This window comes from Cupriavidus sp. SHE (assembly GCF_000812445.1).
GTDB classification, from domain to species: domain Bacteria; phylum Pseudomonadota; class Gammaproteobacteria; order Burkholderiales; family Burkholderiaceae; genus Cupriavidus; species Cupriavidus metallidurans.
Genome location: NZ_JWMB01000008.1, coordinates 87,035 through 107,152, shown reverse-complemented (window position 1 = coordinate 107,152; position 20,118 = coordinate 87,035). Strand labels below are relative to the sequence as shown.

12 protein-coding genes are annotated in these 20,118 nt (G+C 65.1%); 2 read left to right on the top strand and 10 right to left on the bottom strand.

Annotated features, from left to right (window positions below; all coding sequences use genetic code 11):
• Positions 1-107 precede the first annotated feature (107 nt).
• Together RN01_RS03895 and RN01_RS03890 are read left to right on the top strand one after the other, a co-directional pair.
• Positions 108-1,484 carry an L-serine ammonia-lyase gene (locus RN01_RS03895; RefSeq protein ID WP_024569215.1) on the top strand — a complete coding sequence of 459 codons (1,377 nt, stop codon included), beginning with the start codon at positions 108-110 and terminating at the stop codon, positions 1,482-1,484.
• A 92-nt stretch (positions 1,485-1,576) separates the two neighbouring features.
• Positions 1,577-2,323, top strand: coding sequence for an MBL fold metallo-hydrolase (locus tag RN01_RS03890; RefSeq protein WP_017515913.1), 747 nt, complete (start codon positions 1,577-1,579; stop codon positions 2,321-2,323).
• 36 nt (positions 2,324-2,359) lie between these two features.
• Here RN01_RS03890 and RN01_RS03885 read toward each other — a convergent pair whose 3' ends face one another.
• From RN01_RS03885 to atpD, 10 genes are all read right to left on the bottom strand, one after another.
• The gene (locus RN01_RS03885) at positions 2,360-3,475 is read right to left on the bottom strand and encodes a YbdK family carboxylate-amine ligase (protein WP_024569216.1); all 1,116 of its coding nucleotides are present in this window, start codon (positions 3,473-3,475) and stop codon (positions 2,360-2,362) included.
• A complete protein-coding gene (locus RN01_RS03880; RefSeq protein ID WP_024569217.1) occupies positions 3,475-4,695 on the bottom strand; it encodes a cation:proton antiporter in 1,221 nt (406 codons plus the stop codon). The genes RN01_RS03885 and RN01_RS03880 overlap by 1 nt, the downstream gene beginning before the upstream one ends.
• 140 nt (positions 4,696-4,835) lie before the next feature.
• Entirely contained in the window at positions 4,836-6,791 is a 1,956-nt protein-coding gene (locus RN01_RS03875; RefSeq protein ID WP_017514549.1) for a hypothetical protein, read from the bottom strand.
• Positions 6,792-6,992: 201 nt separating this feature from the next.
• Positions 6,993-8,144, bottom strand: a complete 1,152-nt coding sequence (locus tag RN01_RS03870) for a branched-chain amino acid ABC transporter substrate-binding protein (RefSeq protein WP_008647384.1) — start codon at positions 8,142-8,144, stop codon at positions 6,993-6,995.
• A 154-nt stretch (positions 8,145-8,298) separates the two neighbouring features.
• The gene (putA, locus tag RN01_RS03865; RefSeq protein WP_024569218.1) at positions 8,299-12,261 is read right to left on the bottom strand and encodes a trifunctional transcriptional regulator/proline dehydrogenase/L-glutamate gamma-semialdehyde dehydrogenase; all 3,963 of its coding nucleotides are present in this window, start codon (positions 12,259-12,261) and stop codon (positions 8,299-8,301) included.
• A gap of 197 nt (positions 12,262-12,458) precedes the next feature.
• Entirely contained in the window at positions 12,459-14,753 is a 2,295-nt protein-coding gene (locus RN01_RS03860; protein WP_024569219.1) for a primosomal protein N', read from the bottom strand.
• 501 nt (positions 14,754-15,254) lie between these two features.
• Positions 15,255-16,358 (bottom strand): uroporphyrinogen decarboxylase, encoded by a 1,104-nt coding sequence (gene hemE / locus RN01_RS03855; RefSeq protein ID WP_008650152.1) that lies wholly within the window; start codon positions 16,356-16,358, stop codon positions 15,255-15,257.
• Between the two features lie 115 nt (positions 16,359-16,473).
• Positions 16,474-17,430, bottom strand: a complete 957-nt coding sequence (locus RN01_RS03850) for an alpha/beta hydrolase (protein WP_024569220.1) — start codon at positions 17,428-17,430, stop codon at positions 16,474-16,476.
• Positions 17,431-18,153: 723 nt separating this feature from the next.
• Positions 18,154-18,570 carry a F0F1 ATP synthase subunit epsilon gene (locus RN01_RS03845; protein ID WP_011517921.1) on the bottom strand — a complete coding sequence of 139 codons (417 nt, stop codon included), beginning with the start codon at positions 18,568-18,570 and terminating at the stop codon, positions 18,154-18,156.
• A 138-nt stretch (positions 18,571-18,708) separates the two neighbouring features.
• The gene (gene atpD / locus RN01_RS03840; protein ID WP_008650157.1) at positions 18,709-20,112 is read right to left on the bottom strand and encodes a F0F1 ATP synthase subunit beta; all 1,404 of its coding nucleotides are present in this window, start codon (positions 20,110-20,112) and stop codon (positions 18,709-18,711) included.
• Positions 20,113-20,118: the final 6 nt, after the last annotated feature.

The following is a 20,118-nucleotide window of genomic DNA, read 5'->3' as shown; positions in this document are numbered from 1 at the left end:
GGCACCTGCCTCCGCCTTAGCACGCGGCGGCGTCGGGGACACCCCGGCGTCGCCGGCCGGAACCTGTGCCGGCGCCCCCTATTGGCGGCGCATTACCGGAGTCAGCCGTGGCAGTCAGCGTCTTCGATCTGTTCAAGGTGGGCATTGGCCCGTCCAGTTCGCATACCGTCGGCCCGATGCGCGCCGCCCTGATGTTTGCCCACGGGCTGGAGCGTGACGGGCTGCTGCCGCAGGTGGCCAGTGTGCGCGTGGAGTTGTATGGCTCGCTGGGTGCGACGGGCAAGGGACACGGCACCGACAAGGGCGTGATCCTGGGCCTGATGGGGGAAGCGCCGGACACGGTCGACCCGAACACCATCGACGCCAAGCTCGCCGCGCTGCGCGCGAGCCGCCAGCTCTCGCTGCTCGGCACGCATACGGTGCCATTCGTAGAGCGCGACCACATCGCGTTCTATCGCCGCGAGGCAATGGCCGAGCACCCCAACGGGATGAAATTCCACGCCTACGATGCGGACGGCACCTCACGACGCGAGGCCCGCTATCTGTCCGTGGGTGGTGGCTTCATCGTCACGGCGGGCGCACCCAACACGCAGTTGCAAGCGGCCGAGCGCCAGTTGCCGCATCCGTTCCGCAGCGGACGCGCGATGCTCGAGATGGCCCACGCCAGCGGCAAGTCGATTGCCCGGCTCATGCTGGAGAACGAACTCACGTGGCGCTCCGAGCAGGAGGTCATGGACGGCCTGCTCCACATCTGGGACGTGATGCAGCAATGCGTGGCACGCGGTTGCCGCACCGATGGCGAACTGCCCGGGCCATTCAAGGTGCGCCGCCGCGCGCCCGAGCTGTATCGCAACCTGACCGAACGCGCCGAGCGCACCCTTTCCGATCCGCTTTCGGTCATGGACTGGGTCAACCTGTACGCAATCGCCGTCAACGAAGAAAACGCGGCGGGTGGCCGCGTGGTCACGGCGCCCACCAATGGCGCGGCGGGCATCATTCCGGCAGTGCTGCACTACTACGACCGCTTCATTCCGGGCGCGAACCCACAGGGCGCGGTGGATTTCCTGCTGACGGCGGGCGCGATCGGTCTGCTCTACAAGCTCAACGCGTCGATCTCCGGCGCGGAGGTCGGATGCCAGGGTGAAGTCGGCGTGGCCTGCTCGATGGCGGCCGGCGCGCTGGCGGCCGTGCTCGGGGGCACGCCCGAGCAGGTGGAAAACGCCGCCGAGATCGGCATGGAGCACAACCTCGGCCTGACCTGCGACCCCGTGGGCGGACTGGTGCAGATTCCCTGCATCGAGCGCAATGCCATGGCGGCGGTCAAGGCGGTCAATGCGGCGCGCATGGCCCTGCGCGGCGACGGCACGCACTACGTCTCGCTCGACTCGGTCATCAAGACCATGCGCGAAACCGGCGCGGACATGAAGACCAAGTACAAGGAAACCGCACGAGGCGGCCTGGCGGTCAATATCGTGGAATGCTGATTCCGGGTGCCTCCAGTTACCCACGCAGGTTGCAGGCACCGATGGCCGACGTATGATTGAGGCACCTTCGGTTTGCCAAAAACAACACGGCCATGCAGACCTTCCATCAGCTTTTCGACGAAACGTCGTCCACCTACACCTATCTGCTGATCGACGCGGACACCCATGAGGCGGTGCTGATCGATCCCGTGGACCGCCAGTACGAGCGTGACCTCGGCATACTTGCCGACACCGGCGCCAAGCTGACCTGGGTGGTGGAAACACATGCCCATGCCGACCACATCACGTCGGCGGGGCATCTGGCGCAGCAGACCGGCGCCCACACGGCGGCGCCGTCGGGCTGCGACATCAAGCCCGCGCAGAAGCAACTCATCGACGGTGACACGCTCCGCTTCGGCAATCAGGTGCTACGGGCCATCCACACGCCCGGGCATACCGCCGGCAGCATGAGCTATCTGTGGGAGGAGCCCACCACCGATGGTGTGGTGCGCCGCATCTTCACCGGCGATGCGCTGCTGATCGACGGCTGCGGCCGCACCGATTTCCAGTCCGGCGATGCGGGCACGCTGTTCGACAGCCTGACGCAGAAACTCTTCCGCCTGCCCGACGACACGCGTGTCTATCCGGCGCATGACTACAAGGGCCGCACCGAGTCCACGATCGGTCAGGAGCGCGCCACCAACAGCCGGGTGGCGGGTCGTACACGCGACGAGTTCATCGTGATGATGCGCGGCCTGAACCTGCCCCGGCCAAAGCTGATCGACGTGGCCGTGCCGGCCAATCAGCAGCTCGGTCTGGTCACCGGCCGCGACGGGGAAAGTGTGCCGCACGGCGCGTGAGTTGAGCGCTGCGCAAACTCGGCGCAGCGCCTTGCCTCAACCCCCCCACTGTTCGCAGGTCTGTCGCACCATATCGCGCAGGCTGTGCGCATCGCGATTGGCGGCGCGCACCCAATGCGCGTCGTTGCTGCGGCTCGCCGCCAGCGCGCGGATATTCGATAGCGCCTCCAGCGAACCTAGCGCTTCCGCATGTGGCTCGAGCGCATCGCAGATCGACAGGATATGGTCGGCAATCGGCATCCGAGTCAGTTCATTCGGATGCACATACTCGCCCTCCAGCCCGAAGCGGCACGCCTGGAAGCGGTTGAACGTGTAGACCAGATAGTCGTCTTCCTGAGGCATGAATGGCCGCGACAACAGCAGGTAACGCGCCAGCGCCTGGATATAGGCCGCGATGTCGCACGCGCGCTGCACGGTCAGCGGTGTGTCCATGACGCGGACTTCGATCGTGCCGAATTCCGGCTTGGGGCGAATGTCCCAATAGAAGTCCTTCATGCTCTCGATCACACCGGTGGCGCGCATCTTGTCGAAGTACGCCTTGAAAGCGTCCCAGGTCAGCACGAACGGCGCGCGCCCGCTCATCGGGAATGCCGCCACCGAATTCAGACGGGCCGAAGCAAAACCGGTATCCACACCCTGCACATACGGCGACGACGCGGCCAGCGCAATGAAGTGCGGGACGTAGCGCCCGATGGCGTGCAGCAGGAACAGCGACTCGTCGGCGCTCGGGCACCCGATATGCACGTGCTGCCCGAACACCGTGAACTGCTTGGCCAGATAGCCGTAGAGTTCGGAGATGTACTGGTAGCGGGGCGAGTCGGAAATCGTGCGATCGGACCATACCTGGAACGGGTGCGTGCCGCCGCCGCAGATGCCGAGGTTCAGCCCGCGTGACGCATTGACCATCAGGTCCCGCATCACGCTCAGCTCCTCGAGCGCCTGTGCGTAGTCGTGGCAGATCCCCGTGCTGATCTCGATCATCGACGGGCTGATCTCCGGCTTGATGTCGCCGGCATGTTGCGCGCCCCTGAGCGCCCGGAGCAGGTCCGGCGCGAACGGCGCGAGGTCATAGTCATGACGATTGACGAGCTGCAGTTCCAGTTCGACACCAAACGTCAGGGCTTCGGAATGCTTGAAGGATTCGAGCGACATCAGCGCCCTCCGTTGTCACGCGCTTCGCCGACATAATGCAGCGCCCACGCCGCGATGACGGGCCCGAGCAACTGCTCGATCGCCAGCGCACACAGAATGATCGAAGCCAGCGGCGAGCCGGTTCCCGGATACAGCAAGGCGACGTCGTTCATCAAAAGATAGGCGAGTCCCGACATCGGAGCCAGCGCCAGCCCGAGCGCCGTGCACTGGCGCAGACTCAGGCCCGAGAACGACCCCAGCGATATCACGCCAACAAGCTTGGCAACGTGACGCATCACCACCAGCGCGATGGCCAGCATGCCACCGACCGCCCAGTCATGTGCTGTCAGCGGCAGGCCGAGCGAGACGATCATCACGATGATCAGCAGGCTGCCCGCGCTGCCGAAGTGCGTGGGCCACACATGCGGCTGTTGGTCCTGATGCTTGAAGACTACGCCAGCCAGCATCAGCGAGAGCGGCATCGACAACTTCAGCACGCGCGTCAGCGCCAGCGCGAACAGGACCAGGCCAACCAGCACCAGGAAGCTGTAGTGATCGTCAGCGGACATGCGGGCGTAAATGGCATGGCCAACCTTGCCGACCACCCACGCCAGCAGGCACGAGCCAATCAGCAGGTAGAGCGGATGCAGCAGCGCCGCGCCGATGTTGCCGTACTCGGAGTGCAGCCAGCCGGTGGCCACCTGCACGATGACGGCGGCGTAGATGCTGTTCAGGGCTGCCATGGCCATCAGCCGCTCGGTCACCTGGCCTTCGGCACGCAACTCGTTCTTGAGCTGGAGCACGATGGTCGGCGACGTGCTGACCGCAATACCGCCCGCGAGAATCGCCACGGCCGGCGATGCGCCGAGCCACTGCAATACCGTGGACACCAGTCCCCAGGTCAGCAGGCTTTCCGCCCCGCTCGTGAACAGCAGCCAGCGGTTCGCGCGCAGCCAGGAAAACGACAGTCGATGGCCAAGCTCGAACAGCGCCAGCGCGAGCGCCATGTCGATCAGGATGCGCGTCTGCGCGATCATGTTCTCGTCGACGATGCTGCGTCCGAGCGTGCCCGCGAACAAGCCCGCGGCCGCATAACCGACGATGCGGGGGAAGCCGAGCCAGCGGCGGCAGAGCTCGCCGGCCAGTCCCGCGCCAACCAGCGCGAGCCCGACCCAGAACAATCCGCTCGGGGCCAGTGGCAGGGATGGGAAAAGTTGGCTTAGTCCGTTCATGGCCGACATGGTAACGGAAGCACATGAACTTTCGTGTCGGGTGTTGTCCGACGCTTCTTTTAATACGCTTGCAACTTTCGGCTTCTGCCATTAAAAAACGCCATCTTCGCAGGTGGCGTTTTCCCGGGGTTGGCAAATTCAGAATGGGCTCACACGCCCCAGACCTTCCATTTGGGGCGCGTCGACTTCAGGCCGGTTTCCACCTGCGCGAAAAGGCCCCGGGTGACACCCTTGTCGCCCTCGAGCGCGCGGGCCTTTTCGAACCAGGCAAGCGCCGTTTCACGCTGCGCCATGCCTACGGCGGCCCGTACCGCCGTCAGCCAGGTTCGGGCATCCCAGTCGTCCCGCGCGGCGAATGCAAGCTGAAAATCGGTCAGCGCTTCGGGAAAGCGCGCCAGGTCGACTAGCAACGCAGCCCGCTGCACGCGTGCCTGAGCCTGGCCCCGGCCATCGCCCTCGCCAAGTTGCACGGCTTGCTCCAGCAGCGGCAGCGCGCGGTCGTTGTCGCCAAGGTCACGCCAGATCTGGCCGAACCGACTGCATAGCCACGCGTCTTCGACCAGCATCGAGCGGCGCTCCAGCGCTTCGAGTTCGGCGCGCGCATCGGCTCGATCATGTTCGTCCATCGCCGCCATGCCGGACTGGAGCAGCCCGGCATAGTGGGCGCGAGCGTGCGCCATGGCATGGGCGCCCTCGCTACGCGCTTCCACCGGCAGCGCGTCAAGACGCGCATCCATATGCGAGATGGCCGCGCTGGCAGACTCGGTAGCCTCGCGGCCGCCAATCGCCGCCCAGGCCGCCACCAGACGGCTGAACACCCAGCTCACATTGCCGGGGTTGCGTTCCACCGGGTAGCGGTTCATGACCTCGCCGGCCAGGTCGACCACCTGCTGATGGTGGCCTGCCGCCGCGTGGGTGTCGAGCAGGTCGATCCAGTGGTCGATGAAATCGCTCGCCGCCATACCCTTGCGGTGCAACGCCAGCTTTTCCTCCAGATGCGCCTCGTCGGCAGGCAGCAGACGCGCCAGCAGACGGCACAGCAGCGAGTAGAGATGAGGATCGGCATTGCCGCCGTGGCCGCGTGGGTCGCCTTCGCCTGTGGAAAAGTACGACTCAAAGCAAGCCAGGCCCTTGCGGCAGGCGGCCTCGAGCAGCGGCCTGAGCGTGGCCTGCGACGCCGGCACCTCGTCGATGAAGGCACCGAGTGCACTGGCCGCATGGAAATACAGCGCGCCGTCGTCGGCGTCCGCCGTCAGCGCGAAGCCGGTCCATGCGGGTTGCGGCGCAGGCGCATTGGCCGGTACGGCCGCGTTGATCTGGTTGCGCAAGGTCAACACGCGTACCTGTGTCAGCGGATCGGCCTCCTGACGCAGATAGGTATCCATGTCATCGAGCGCCCCCGCCGGATCACTGCCCAGACGCAGTGGCGCGCGCAAACGGCGTGCCTCGGGGTGGTCGGCTTGCTCGGCCAGCACTCGTTCGGCCTGCATGGCAGCGAGCGCATCGCCCTCGGGCGGTGTCAGATCGAGCAGTTCGGGGGAATCCAGCGCGATACGTCCCAGGCAAACGCGCAGCAGCGGCTCGCCCAGTTGCCCGGCGGCATCGCAACGCGCCACGTAGTCCTGCACCAGCGGGAGAATGTCACCCGCGCCCAGATCCGGCGCGCGATAGAGCAGATCGTGCCAATAACGGCCCGCCAGGGCGAAGTCATTGAGGCGAAGCGCGACGAAGCCGGCATAGAAATGCGCCGCCCACTCGCCTGTGGCCAGCCCGTTGCGGCGCGCCGCTTCATGCATCCACGGCTGCGCTTCGGCGTCACGCCCTTCGCGCATCAGCAGCGTGCCGTAGATATGGGCCAGCGCGCCACGTGACGCCCAGCGGTGCACTGGCGCCAGCGACAGCGAAGGCAGGCGTTCCATCGCCTCGTCCAGCGCGGCCAGCGCGCCAGGCACATCGTCGCGATCGGCATGCAGTTGCGCGCGCAGCGCTGCATAGTCCACCACCTCAGGGTGTGCCTCCCAGAGCTGGTCGGCCACCTGCAGCGCCTCGTCGTGGCGCCCGGCATTGGCTAGCGCGATCGCGTGCTCGTAACGGACATCCTGCACGGTCGGTTCCTTCTCAAGAATTCAGCAAAAGCGGAATTATGCGCTAACCGCGGGAATCACCCGGGAAAGAACAGCGGGGATTTCGGGCCGGTTCCCGCCGCCCAACAAAAAACGCCACCACGGGCCGGGCCCGGGTGGCGTCTGGTATCGCGCGGCGCGCTGGGCGGAGGAAAGCCGTCCGGCGCGCCGATGCGGGCTGGCTTACTTGCCGCCCACGGTCTGCAGCACGGTCCACTTGCCGTCAGCCACCTTGTAGACGGTGATGCCGCCGTCCTTCAGGTCGCCGCGGGCATCGTAGGCCAGCGTCTTGGTGGTCACGCCCTGCATGTTGGTCGCAGCCAGCACCGGCAGGTAGCGCGCCGGATCGGCCGAGCCAGCCTTGATCATGGCCGTCATCATCGCGGTGGCGCCGTCATAGGCATACGGCGAGTAGGTCTGCACCTTCGAGCCGAAGCGCTTCTCGTACTTCTTCTCATAGGCCACGCCACCCGGCATCTGGTCCAGCGGCAGGCCGGCCAGCGACACCACGGTGCCATCGGCTGCCGGGCCGGCCAGCTTCAGGAAGTTGTCGGTCTTGGACATTTCGCCCGACACCAGCGGCGCCTTCATGCCCAGTTCCTTCACCTGCTTGGCCATCGGGGCCGACTGCGTCTCGGCGCCGCCGTAGAAGATGATGTCCGGGTTGGCGCGCTTGATGTTGGTCAGCACGGCCTTGAAGTCCACGGCCTTGTCGTTCGTGAACTCGCGGCGGACGATCTTGCCGCCAGCGGCCTTGGCCGCCTTCTCGAACTCGTCGGCCAGACCCTGGCCGTAGGCCGTGCGGTCATCGACGATGGCGATGTTCTTGGCGCCGAGCTTCTTCACCACGAAGGCGCCGATCACCGAACCCTGCTGGGTGTCGGACGTCATCATGCGGAACGTGGTCTTGAAGCCCTGGCGGGTGTACTCAGGCGCCGTGGCCATGGCGATCTGCGGAATGCCGGCGCGGTTGTAGACCATCGAAGCCGGGATGCTGGTGCCCGAGTTGAAGTGGCCGAGCATGCCCTGGATGCCCGCGTCCACGAGCTTCTGCGCCACTACGGAACCGGTCTTCGGGTCGGCTTGGTCGTCCTCGGAGACCAGCACGAACTTGACGTCCTTGCCGCCAATCTTGGGCTTGGTGGCGTTCATGTCCTCGATGGCGAGGACGATACCGTTCTGCATGTCCTTGCCATACTGCGCCTGGCCACCGGTCATCGGGCCGGCAAAGCCCAGCTTGATTTCCTGCGCCTGGGCAAATGCGGCCGAGGCGGCGGTCAGGCCGGCTACGGCCATGGCAACGGTCATCGCCGTCTTGCGGAATGTCGAGCTCATCAGTTCTCCTTGGGTCCCATAGGGTGCCATATGGTGCCGGTGTCGGCATGTTCGCGGACCGGCGTTGGCAGCACCGCTCCGTTCCTGGGTTGCGACGGGGTCGGGATCACCGGCCCCCGCCGCGTACTGCGACGCGCCACGGTCGAGGCCTGCCTCAGCCGATCGTCATCAAACTTGCATTGCCGCCCGCGGCCGCCGTATTGACGGACAGCGAACGTTCGATCAACAAACGCTCCAGAGCGATATTCGGTTCACCATGCGCAAGACCCTGCACGCCGACGATCGGACCAGTGCGGGTGGCCACCTGCTCGCAGACCGTGCGAAGCTGGTCGGAATCGCCGTGGTGCAGCACGGCATCGAACGCCGTATCCGTCGACGTCCAGTCGGAAACCATGCGGACGCGCGATTGTACTGCGGCGGGAAGCCTTTCAGACAGGGCCCGGGTCTGCGCTGTGTCAACGCACAACGCCTCGCTGCCGACGGCCAGCACGGCGGCCAGTTGCAGCACCAGATCGGACTCCTGCTGGGCGAGGCAAAGCACACGTTCGCGCGGCAGCAGCGAGTAGGTGTTGCGCTCGCCGGTAGGACCCGGCAGCGTCACACCGAGCCCCGACGGCGATGCCGCGGCCAGGCGGTCGCAGGCATCGGCAACCTCGGGCAGCGACGCCTGCGCCCAGACCTTCAGCGCGGCCAGTTCGGGCGACACCGGCGCAGCGGCCACGCCACCGGTCGCATCCGACGCACGCACGGCGCGCGCCACGGCATCCTGCGGGCAGACCGACAGCAGCCGGTGCAGATAGAGTGGCCCTCCCGCCTTTGGCCCCGTGCCGGACAGCCCTTCGCCACCGAATGGCTGCACGCCCACCACGGCGCCGACGACATTCCGGTTCACATAGAGATTGCCCACATCCGCGCGGTCGACGATGTGCGCGATCGTCTCGTCGATCCGCGTGTGGACGCCGAGCGTCAGGCCGTACCCGGTGCCATTGATCTGGTCGATCAGCTTGTCCAGCGCGGTACGCGGGAAGCGCACCACATGCAACACCGGGCCGAACACCTCCCGCTTCAGCTCCGCGATCGAATCGAGTTCGATCAGCGTCGGCGGCACGAACGTGCCATGGCGGCAGGCCGGCGTGTCCGCCGCGCCCGGGTCGGCCTGGTGCACACGACGGCCCTTGGCTCGCATCGCTTCGATATGGCGCAGGATATTGCCGCGCGCTTCCTCGTCGATCACAGGACCAACGTCAGTGGACAGGCGATCCGGGTTGCCCAGCGTCAACTCACCCATCGCACCCTTGAGCATTTCCAGGATGCGGTCGGCCACGTCTTCCTGCAGGCACAGCACGCGCAGCGCCGAACAGCGCTGGCCGGCCGAATCGAAGGCCGAAGTCACCACGTCGCCCACCACCTGCTCGGCCAGCGCCGAGGAATCGACGATCATCGCGTTCTGCCCGCCAGTCTCGGCGATCAGCGGAATCGGACGACCGGCGGCATCGAGACGGCTCGCCACGTTGCGTTGCAGCAGGCGGGCAACTTCGGTCGAGCCGGTGAACATCACGCCCTTGACCCGGGCGTCGCCCACCAGCGCCGCGCCGACGGTCTCGCCCCGGCCCGGCAGCAATTGCACCGCGGCTGCGGGCACGCCGGCGTCGCGCAGCAGGCGCACGGCGGCGGCGGCAATCAGCGGCGTCTGTTCTGCCGGCTTGGCCAGCACCGGATTCCCGGCTGCCAGCGCGGCGGCCACCTGGCCGGTGAAGATCGCCAGCGGGAAATTCCACGGGCTGATGCAGACCACCGGACCAAGGGGGCGATGGGTATCGTTCGAGAACGACGCGCGGACCTGCACCGCGTAGTAGCGCAGGAAGTCGACCGCCTCGCGCACTTCGGCGATGGCGTTCGAAAACGTCTTGCCGGCCTCGCGCATGATGATGCCCATCAGCGACTGCATCTGGGCTTCCATCAGATCGGCGGCGCGTTCCAGCGCGGCGGCACGCACTTCGGGCGGCGTGGCCTGCCAGATCGGCGCCACGTTGACGGCGGCCACAAGCGCGGCTTCGATCTCAGCCGGCGTTGCCTCGCTGACCTGTCCCACTACGTCGCGACGATCCGCCGGATTCAGCACCGGCTCGGACGTGGCATCCGTGCCCGCCACTGCGGCGCCGAGCAGCGGTTCCGCGCGCGGCGTCTCGCTGGTGCCGGCCAGCAGTGCGGACGACAGCGACGCCAACCGATGTTCGTTCGACAGGTCAATGCCGGCCGAATTGGCGCGCGACTTGCCATACAGCGCGCGCGGCTGCGGGATACGCGGATGCGGCAGGCCAAGCACGCCCTCGGTCTTGTGCATGGTTTCGACCACGGCCACCGGGTCGGCGACGAGATCGTCGAGCGCGATCGTCTCGTCGGCGATCCGGTTCACGAACGAGGTGTTGGCGCCGTTCTCCAGCAGGCGGCGCACCAGGTACGCCAGCAGCGTTTCGTGGGTGCCGACCGGCGCGTAGATCCGGCACGGCCGGTTGAATTTGCCATCCGCCACCGGGCCAACCACCTGGTCGTACAGCGGCTCGCCCATGCCGTGCAGGCACTGGAATTCGTACTGGCCGGGGTAATAGTTCTGGCCGGCGATCTGGTAGATAGCCGACAGCGTGTGGGCGTTGTGGGTGGCGAACTGTGGATAAATCGCGTCGGGCACCGACAGCAGCTTGCGGGCGCAGGCCACATACGACACATCGGTGTAGACCTTGCGCGTGTAGACCGGGTAGCCCTCCAGGCCGTCGACCTGGGCACGCTTGATCTCGCTATCCCAGTACGCGCCCTTGACCAGGCGGATCATCAGGCGGTGCCGGCTACGGCGCGCCAGGTCGATCAGATAATCGATCACGAACGGGCAGCGCTTCTGATAGCCCTGCACCACGAAGCCGATGCCGTTCCAACCGGCCAGCTCCGGCTCGAAGCAGAGCCGCTCAAGCAGGTCGAGCGAGATTTCCAGGCGATCCGCTTCCTCGGCGTCGATGTTGATACCGATGTCGTACTGGCGGGCCAGCATCGTCAGGCTCTTCAGACGACCGTAGAGTTCGGTGATCACGCGCTCGTGCTGCGCGCGGCTGTAGCGCGGGTGCAGCGCGGATAGCTTGATCGAGATGCCCGGACCTTCGTAGATGCCACGGCCGCGCGAAGCCTGCCCGATCGCGTGGATCGCCTGCTCGTAGGACGCCAGGTAGCGCTGGGCATCGGCCTCGGTCATCGCCGCTTCGCCGAGCATGTCATACGAGTAACGGAAGCCCTCTTCCTCGTACTTGCGCGCGTTGGCCAGCGCCTCGGAGATTGTTTCGCCAGTCACGAACTGCTCGCCCATCAGGCGCATCGCCATGTCCACGCCCTTGCGGATCAACGGCTCGCCGCCCTTGCCGATGATGCGCGTCAGCGCCTTCGACAGTCCGGCTTCGGTGTGCGTGGCCACCAGCCGGCCGGTCAGCAGCAGGCCCCAGGTGGCAGCGTTGACGAACAGCGACGGGCTCTGGCCCAGATGCGATTGCCAGTTGGCGCCGCTGATCTTGTCGCGGATCAGCGCATCGCGCGTGGCCTTGTCGGGGATGCGCAGCAGCGCTTCGGCCAGGCACATCAGCGCCACGCCTTCCTGCGACGACAACGAGAACTCCTGGATCAGCCCCTGCACCAGCCCCTCGCGCCCGCTGCCTACTTTCTGCTCGCGCAGCCGGGCCGCCAGGGCTCGCGCCATCTTGATGGCGGCATCGGCCTGCGCCTGCGGCAAGCGCGCCTGCTCCAGCAGCACCGGCACGCATTCGGTTTCCGGGCGGCGGTAGGCGGACGTGATGGCCGCGCGCAGTACCGACTGAGGCTGGACGCTCTGTGCGAATTCGAGGAAAGGCTGCGGCGCGGCGTCGGCCTGCGTCGCGTCGCCAGCATCGGCGCCGTCGGTATCTGCAGTCGCGCCGGCACCGGCTTCATGGGGCAGATGGCCGCGTTCCACCTGTTCCAGGTACGTAAAGATGGCCTGCTTGATCAGCCAGTGCGGGGTGCGGTCGATGGACTGGGCAACGCGCTTCAGGCGTTCGCGCGATGCGTCGTCGAGCTTGACGCCGAGGGTGGTGGTGGCCATGCGATCGGTTCTCCAGCGAATCTTGGAATATCGGTTGGCTGCACCGGCGATACGCGCGTGTGCGTACCCGCCAGATAGCCGGACTGGCGCGATCTTACTCTCGGAGAATTACGGGGTGCAACCTAGTGCAACCCCTAAGCTCGCTTGCGGACAAAAGGTTGCACTTTCGCAACTTTCCGGCGTGGCGACTGCTCCGCTCAAATGCGTAGCGGATCGATTTCCAATTGCCAACGCACCCCTTTGACACGCGTCGCGGCATCATCGAAAGTCCGTACCCACTCACTGACAAACCGTTGTAATAACGGGCGGGAGCCGGCTTCGACGAGCATCTGGGCGCGCTCCTTGTTGAACAGGCGCACCATCGACATCGGCACCGGGTCATGCAGTTGCACTTCGGATGCCAGCGGACTGGCATCCGCGCACGCGCGAGCGGCCTGCAGGAAGGCAAGCGCGCGCTCGAGCTGCGCGTGCTCGGCCGTCACCAGCACCTGGTAGGCATACGGGGGCAACCCGGCCTGCCGGCGCTCTCGCAACTGGCTGGCTGCGAATCCATCATAGTCATGGCGTACCAAAGCCTGCAATGCGGGGGCATCTGGATAGCGGGTCTGGATCAACACTTCGCCGCCCAGCCCTGCCCTGCCGGCGCGGCCGGACACCTGCATCAGGGACGCGAACAGGTGCTCGGCCGCGCGGAAATCGTGGCTGAACATGGCGGCATCAGGGTGGACGATGCCCACCAGCGTGACACGCTGGAAGTCGTGTCCCTTGGCCACCATCTGCGTGCCCACCAGGATGTCGACCTCGCCGGCATGGACCTCGTCGAGCATGGCCTGCGCACTGCCCTTGCGCCGCGTGGAATCCGCGTCGATCCGGGCGATGCGCGCCTGTGGAAAACGTGCGGCCAACGCCTCCTCGATCCGCTGCGTGCCCCGGCCGAGCGGTGCGATGTCGACATTGCCGCAGTCGGGGCAATGATGCGGCACGGGCGCCTCGAGCCCGCAATGGTGGCAGCGCAACCGCCGCTCCGGGCGATGCAGCACCAGGTACGCCGAGCATCGCGGGCAGCCCGAGAGCCAGCCGCAACTGTCGCAGGCCAGGACTGGCGCGTAGCCCCGCCGGTTCAGGAACAACAGGCTCTGCTGACCCCGATCCAGCCGCTGCTGGATGGCATCGAGCAGCGGCACCGACAGCCCTTCATAGAGCGTGCGCTGACGCTGGCGTTCATGGTTCAGGTCGATCAGCCTGACCGTGGGCAGCGCGGCATCCGCCTGGGCGCGATCGCGCAGCACCAGCTTGCGATAGGCGCCCTGCTCCGCCCGGTACCAGGACTCCATGGACGGCGTGGCCGAGCCGAGCACTACCGGGATGCCCAACTGGTTGGCACGCCACACGGCCAGATCGCGTGCCGAGTACCGCAGGCCTTCCTGCTGCTTGTAGGAAGTGTCGTGCTCTTCATCGACCACGATCAGCTTCAGGTTCGGCACGGATGCCATGACGGCCATGCGTGTGCCGAGCACGATACGCGCCTCGCCGCGATGCGCCGCCAGCCACTGGAGGCTGCGTTCCTGATCGGCCAGTCCACTGTGAAGGACGGCCAGTGGCTGATCAGGAAAGCGCTCGGCGATACGCGCCTGCAGTTGGGGCGTGAGGTTGATCTCGGGGACCAGCATCAGTACCTGGGCGGCCGGGTCCTCGTCCAATCGGGCGGCGATGGCGTGGAGATAGACTTCCGTCTTGCCGCTGCCGGTTACCCCGTGGAGCAGGAAGGCGGCATAGCCTTCGGCGGCGGTGATGGCATCCACGGCCGCACGCTGCTCGTCATGGAGCGTCGGGGCGACAGATGGTACCTGCGTGGGGGCTGTATCGAGCAGCGGACGGTCCGCATGGGTGCTTTGGATACAGCCAGCGGCCTCCCACTCGGCCAGGCGTGCCGGGGCCGCCGTGCAAAGCTCGCGGGCTTCGGCAAGGCGCAACCCATCAGGCGCCGCAATCAACGCTTCAGCCAGCGCCCGCACGGTTCGTGCGCGCGACGGCGCTGCCGCCAGCAAGGCTTCTGTCTGCGCCGTGCGTACCCGGTACTGCGTGGTTCGGGCGCGTTGTTCCAGCCGTTCCCAGGTCTGCGGATCGCGCAGCGACGGCGGCAGAGCGGGCAGCATCACTTCGCCCAGACAGCGGTGGTAATAGCGCGCGGCAAAACGGGCGAGGCCGATCCACGCGGCGTTGAGCGGTGGCATCCACGTCAGATGGCCCGTCACCGGCCTCAGGCGGTCTGCGGGTACCTCGGTGTTGTCGGGTCGATCGAGCACGACCCCCATGACATGGCGCTTGCCAAATGGCACGACCACGAGCTCGCCCGGCATCACCGTGGCATCCGCCAGATAGTCGAAGTAGTCGTCAGCGGGGGTATCCAATGCGACGCGCACGAGGCCCGCCGCAGCCTCAGCGGATGCGGGCTGTAACGCAGTATCCACAGGCGCCGCCGCCGATGTCATTGACCAGCTCCAGCGTGGTGCAGTCCGGCTGCGCGATGGTTGTGCATGGCTGGCGTAACAGGATTTTCCGAACGGGTCTGTGTGCGGCGCAACATCAACTTAAAGTAAAACCTGAAATGTGACCCTAAGTCGATGATCCTTGGTGGCTTTTCCAAGGTATCTGTCACGCCTGTGGATAACTTTGTTGAAAAGTCGCGCCGAGTTCCCCGCAAGGCCCATGAATCAAGGCTTTCATCGACCTTACACGGTTCTTAAAGAAAGATTCAAAGCCTTATGAATCAATGGGTTGCAAACACCCCCCAACTGAGTTAAGGGGTTACCCCGTCTTGCGGTGCGGCAAACCTATCGGTGTGCATAAGTCAAGCCTTGACAGCAACCGCCCGGCACCTTTTTGGCGAAATATCGCAAATAGTTTACTTGACAGCTTATCGATAGCGCCGACTGCGACACAGCGGCGCAGTCGGGTCGGCGAATCGCTGCGCCGCGGGGAAAACGCCTGTTTCAGACGGCCGCTGCAACCTGCCCGGCGCGCAGCTTGCGGCTATGGTTGTGCACTTCGTCAACCAGGACCGAAACGTTCTCGGGTGGCGTGAACTGCGAAATGCCGTGGCCGAGGTTGAAGACGTGTCCATCGCTGCCACCGGCGGATGCGTAGGAGTCGAGCACGCCCCGTACCTGTTCGCGGATGGCCGATTCGGACGCGAACAGCACGGTCGGGTCGATATTGCCTTGCAGTGCCACGCGGCCTTCGGTCCGACGGCGGGCTTTCGCCAGGTTCACGGTCCAGTCGAGCCCGATCGCATCCGGGCCGATCCCGGCGATTTCCTCGAGCCAGATGCCGCCGCCCTTGGTGAATACGATCACTGGGATCTGCTGGCCGTCGTGCTCGCGCTTGAGGCCCTGGAGTACCTTGCGCATGTACGCTAGCGAGAAGGCCTGATACATGCCATCCGCCAGCGCGCCGCCCCAGGTGTCGAAAACCATCACGGCCTGGGCTCCGGCTTCGATCTGCGCGTTGAGGTACGCGGACACGGCGGTGGCATTGATGTCGAGAATACGATGCATCAGGTCGGGCCGGGCGTACATCATCGCCTTGACGGTGCGGAAGTCGTCCGAGCCGCCACCTTCGACCATATAGCAGGCCAGCGTCCACGGGCTGCCCGAGAAACCGATCAGCGGCACACGCTGACGGCCGTCCTGCACCAGCGCCTTGCGGATTTCGCTGACCGCATCGAACACGTATTGCAGCGACGCCATGTCCGGCACCGCGAGCTTGGCCACGTCGGCTTCCGTGCGCAACGGATGCGCGAAACGCGGGCCCTCGCCCTGCGCGAACGACAGGCCGAGGCCCATCGCATCGGGTACGGTGAGGATGTCCGAAAAGAGGATCGCGGCGTCGAGCGGATAGCGGTCGAGCGGCTGCAGCGTCACCTCGGTGGCGTAGGCCGGGTTCTTGGCCAGGCCGAGGAAGCTGCCGGCGCGCGCGCGCGTGGCGTTGTACTCGGGCAGATAGCGACCCGCCTGGCGCATGAGCCAGAGGGGCGTGTATTCAGTGGGTTGCCGGCGCAGCGCCCGCAGGAAGGTGTCGTTCTGCAATGCGGTCATGGTCATCCTCGTGAGACCGACATTCTAAGGGATGCCCGCACCCGCAAGCCCCATGGCGAGTGATATCCACACGAATGCTTGCGCTGGATCGGGCCTCAGCGGTCCTCGGAGGTCCTCAGAGGTCGTCGAACACACCTGTGAACGCCTCGGCGGCGCGGCGCATCCACTCCCGTGCGCGTGGCGCGTCCGGTTGCAGACGCGCAAAGCCATGTGTCATACCTGACGCCTCGATTGTGATCACCGGTGCATCGTGGCGCACGAGGAAGTTGGCGTAGGCGAGGCCGTCATCGCGCAGCACGTCATTGGCCGCCACAAGCACGACGCTGGCGGGGGGCAACATGGTGGGCGGCGATGCCATCAGATGGATCCGGGGATCGTCCTGCGCGGCACCCTTGGCCAGTTCTTCGGCGCCGATGAACTGCGTCCAGTACCACGCCATCTCGTCGCGGGTGAGACCAGGCCCGTCCGCGAATGCGCGATAGCTCTCGGTCGTGAGCAATGGCGCGGCCACGGGGTAGATCAGCAACTGCGCCTGGACGATATGCGCACGGCGCTGCTCGTTGACGACCCGGGCCGCTGCCGCAGCCAGATGCGCGCCTGCGCTGTCGCCAGCCACGGCGAGAAAATCTGGATGCACGCCAAGCGACTCGCGCGATGCAGCGAGCCATTGCACGGCTGCCACCGCATCGTCACAAGGGGTTGGAAACGCGTATTCCGGGGCCAGCCTGTAGTCGACACTGGCGACGACGCACTGGGTGTCGGCTGCCAGCAGCGCCGCCACCGTGTGATGCGTTTCCGGCGAGCCGACGACCCAGCCACCGCCGTGGAAATAGACAATCAGTCGAGGCTGCTCAACATTGGCGGGCCTGAACAAGCGCACCTTCAACGCCGCGCCGTCCCCGGGGATCGCGAGATCGGTGACGGAGATCTCCCCGGTGTCCGGCAGTCGCGAGCGCGCGGCCACATCCTCGAAGCGCGAGCGCCGCGCTGCGGCCTCCTCGGGGATGGGTTCGTTGGCGTACAGGTCCGCCATCTGGCGGTAGTAGCTGAGTAGCTGGGGGTCGATGGCCATCGGAAACTTCGAAAATCGCTTTGCTAACCGTTTCGAATCGTAACGCTGAATGCGCTGCCGAACACAAAATCAGAAACCCGATTTTTCTTATCCCCCGAATGTGGGGAACACGGCGTATTAATGGGCAGAAAACGTAATGCATTCAAGACTCTAGCAAGTCTTTGTTTTTGCACTTCCTGGCGCACATTATGACGGAACATGCGATGAAAACGCTTTCAAGCAAGCCAGAAAGTGTTTAGAACGACGTATCCATACGCAGCCGCCTTTCAACTACTTGCAAAACGATACATTTTGTTACTGCCATGGCCAGAAGTTTCCCCCACAATGCATTGACAGACCGATGCTTGGTGTGAGGTGCCCCCCGCCGCTAAAGCATTGAAAAATATGGGGCGCTGAAGAAAGCCCCTTAGGTAGTGACCAGATTTATCCGGACCAACCCAGCAGGCGTTGCAGGTTGATCCGGAAAACCAGGAAGACCGGTGCGCAAGTTGCGGAGAGAACACTCCGATGCGCGTGTAAGAGTAGCCTGGACCGAACCCGTTCCTTCGAATTGACCCCTCGAAGGGATTTTCCCGTCCGCGCGGAGCCTCCCCGGCCCGCGCGCTTTTTTTTGTGGTCCAGGCCACAAAATATAGCGCCCGTCAGATAAAAAAGGCAGCCCGCGGGCTGCCTTTTTTAATGCCGCACCAAAAATACAACAGCGCGGCGGTACGACTTAAATGCTTACTTCTTACGACGCAGGCGGGCGATTGCAGCAAGCTGCGCAGCGGCCACGGCCAGTTCGCTCTGGGCGCGCGCCAGATCCAGATCGCTGCTCTGATTCTGCAGCATTTCCTCGGCCGCGCGCTTGGCTTCGCTAGCCTTGGCCTCATCCAGATCCGTACCGCGAATCGCGGTATCGGCCAGCACAGTGACGTGCTGGGGCTGCACTTCGAGAATGCCGCCGGCAACGAACACGAACTCTTCGCCGCCGTCTTCCTTCTCGATGCGCACCGCGCCCGGCTGGATGCGGGTAATCAGCGGCGTGTGACCCGGCAGGATACCCAGTTCACCCGACTCGCCCGGCAGCGCCACGAACTTCGCCTGACCGGAGAAGATCGACGCTTCCGCGCTGACGACGTCTACAAGAATGGTTGCCATATTTGATCCTTTCTTCAGAAAGCGTTGGCTTCCCGAAATCAGGAAGCATGTGTCTCGCCCTCATGCTCGCGGCTGCCACGTACACCGGCTGACTTCGCCAGGACAGCCGCAACGGCGCATGAAGGCGAAAGACGCCGCTTACTGAAGCTTCTTGGCCTTCTCGAAGGCTTCGTCGATCGAGCCAACCATGTAGAACGCCTGCTCGGGCAGGTGATCGCACTCGCCATCCACCAGCATCTTGAAACCACGGATGGTTTCCTTCAGCGGCACGTACTTGCCCGGCGAACCCGTGAACACTTCGGCCACGTGGAACGGCTGGGACAGGAAACGCTGGATCTTACGCGCACGCGACACGGAGAGCTTGTCTTCCGGCGACAGTTCGTCCATGCCCAGAATCGCGATGATGTCGCGCAGTTCCTTGTAGCGCTGCAGGGTCTGCTGAACGCGGCGGGCCACTTCGTAGTGTTCCGTACCCACGACTTGCGGATCCAGCTGGCGCGAGGTCGAGTCGAGCGGGTCGACGGCAGGGTAGATACCCAGCGCGGCGATGTCACGCGACAGCACGACGGTCGAGTCCAGGTGCAGGAAGGTGGTAGCCGGCGACGGGTCGGTCAAGTCATCCGCAGGCACGTACACGGCCTGGATCGACGTGATCGAGCCAGTCTTGGTCGACGTAATACGCTCCTGCAGCTTGCCCATTTCTTCAGCCAGCGTCGGCTGATAGCCCACGGCGGAAGGCATACGGCCCAGCAGTGCCGACACTTCAGTACCGGCCAGCGTGTAGCGGTAGATGTTGTCGACGAAGAACAGGATGTCACGGCCTTCGTCACGGAAGCGCTCGGCCATCGTCAGGCCGGTCAGCGCCACGCGCAGACGGTTGCCCGGCGGCTCGTTCATCTGGCCGAACACCATGGCCACCTTGTCGAGCACGTTCGAGTCCTTCATTTCGTGGTAGAAGTCGTTCCCTTCACGGGTACGCTCGCCCACGCCGGCAAACACCGACAGACCGCTGTGCTGCTTGGCGATGTTGTTGATGAGTTCCATCATGTTCACGGTCTTGCCCACACCGGCGCCACCGAACAGACCCACCTTACCGCCCTTCGCGAACGGGCATACCAGGTCGATAACCTTGATACCCGTTTCCAGCAGGTCAACCGACGGCGACAGTTCGTCGAACTTCGGTGCCTTCTGGTGAATCGCGCGCTTTTCGTCAGCTTCGATCGGACCAGCTTCGTCGATCGGGCGACCCAGCACGTCCATGATGCGACCCAGCGTGCCGTGGCCAACCGGCACGGAGATGGGGGCACCGGTGCCCTTCACCGACATGCCACGGCGCAGGCCGTCCGACGAGCCCAGGGCAATGGTACGCACCACGCCGTCGCCGAGCTGTTGCTGCACTTCGAAGGTCAGACCCTTCTCGGCGAACGACTTGTCGTTGCCCTCTTCGAGCACGAGTGCGTCGTACACCTTCGGCATTGCGTCGCGCGGGAACTCGATGTCCACCACGGCGCCAATGCACTGCACAATATTTCCGATACTCATTTCGTA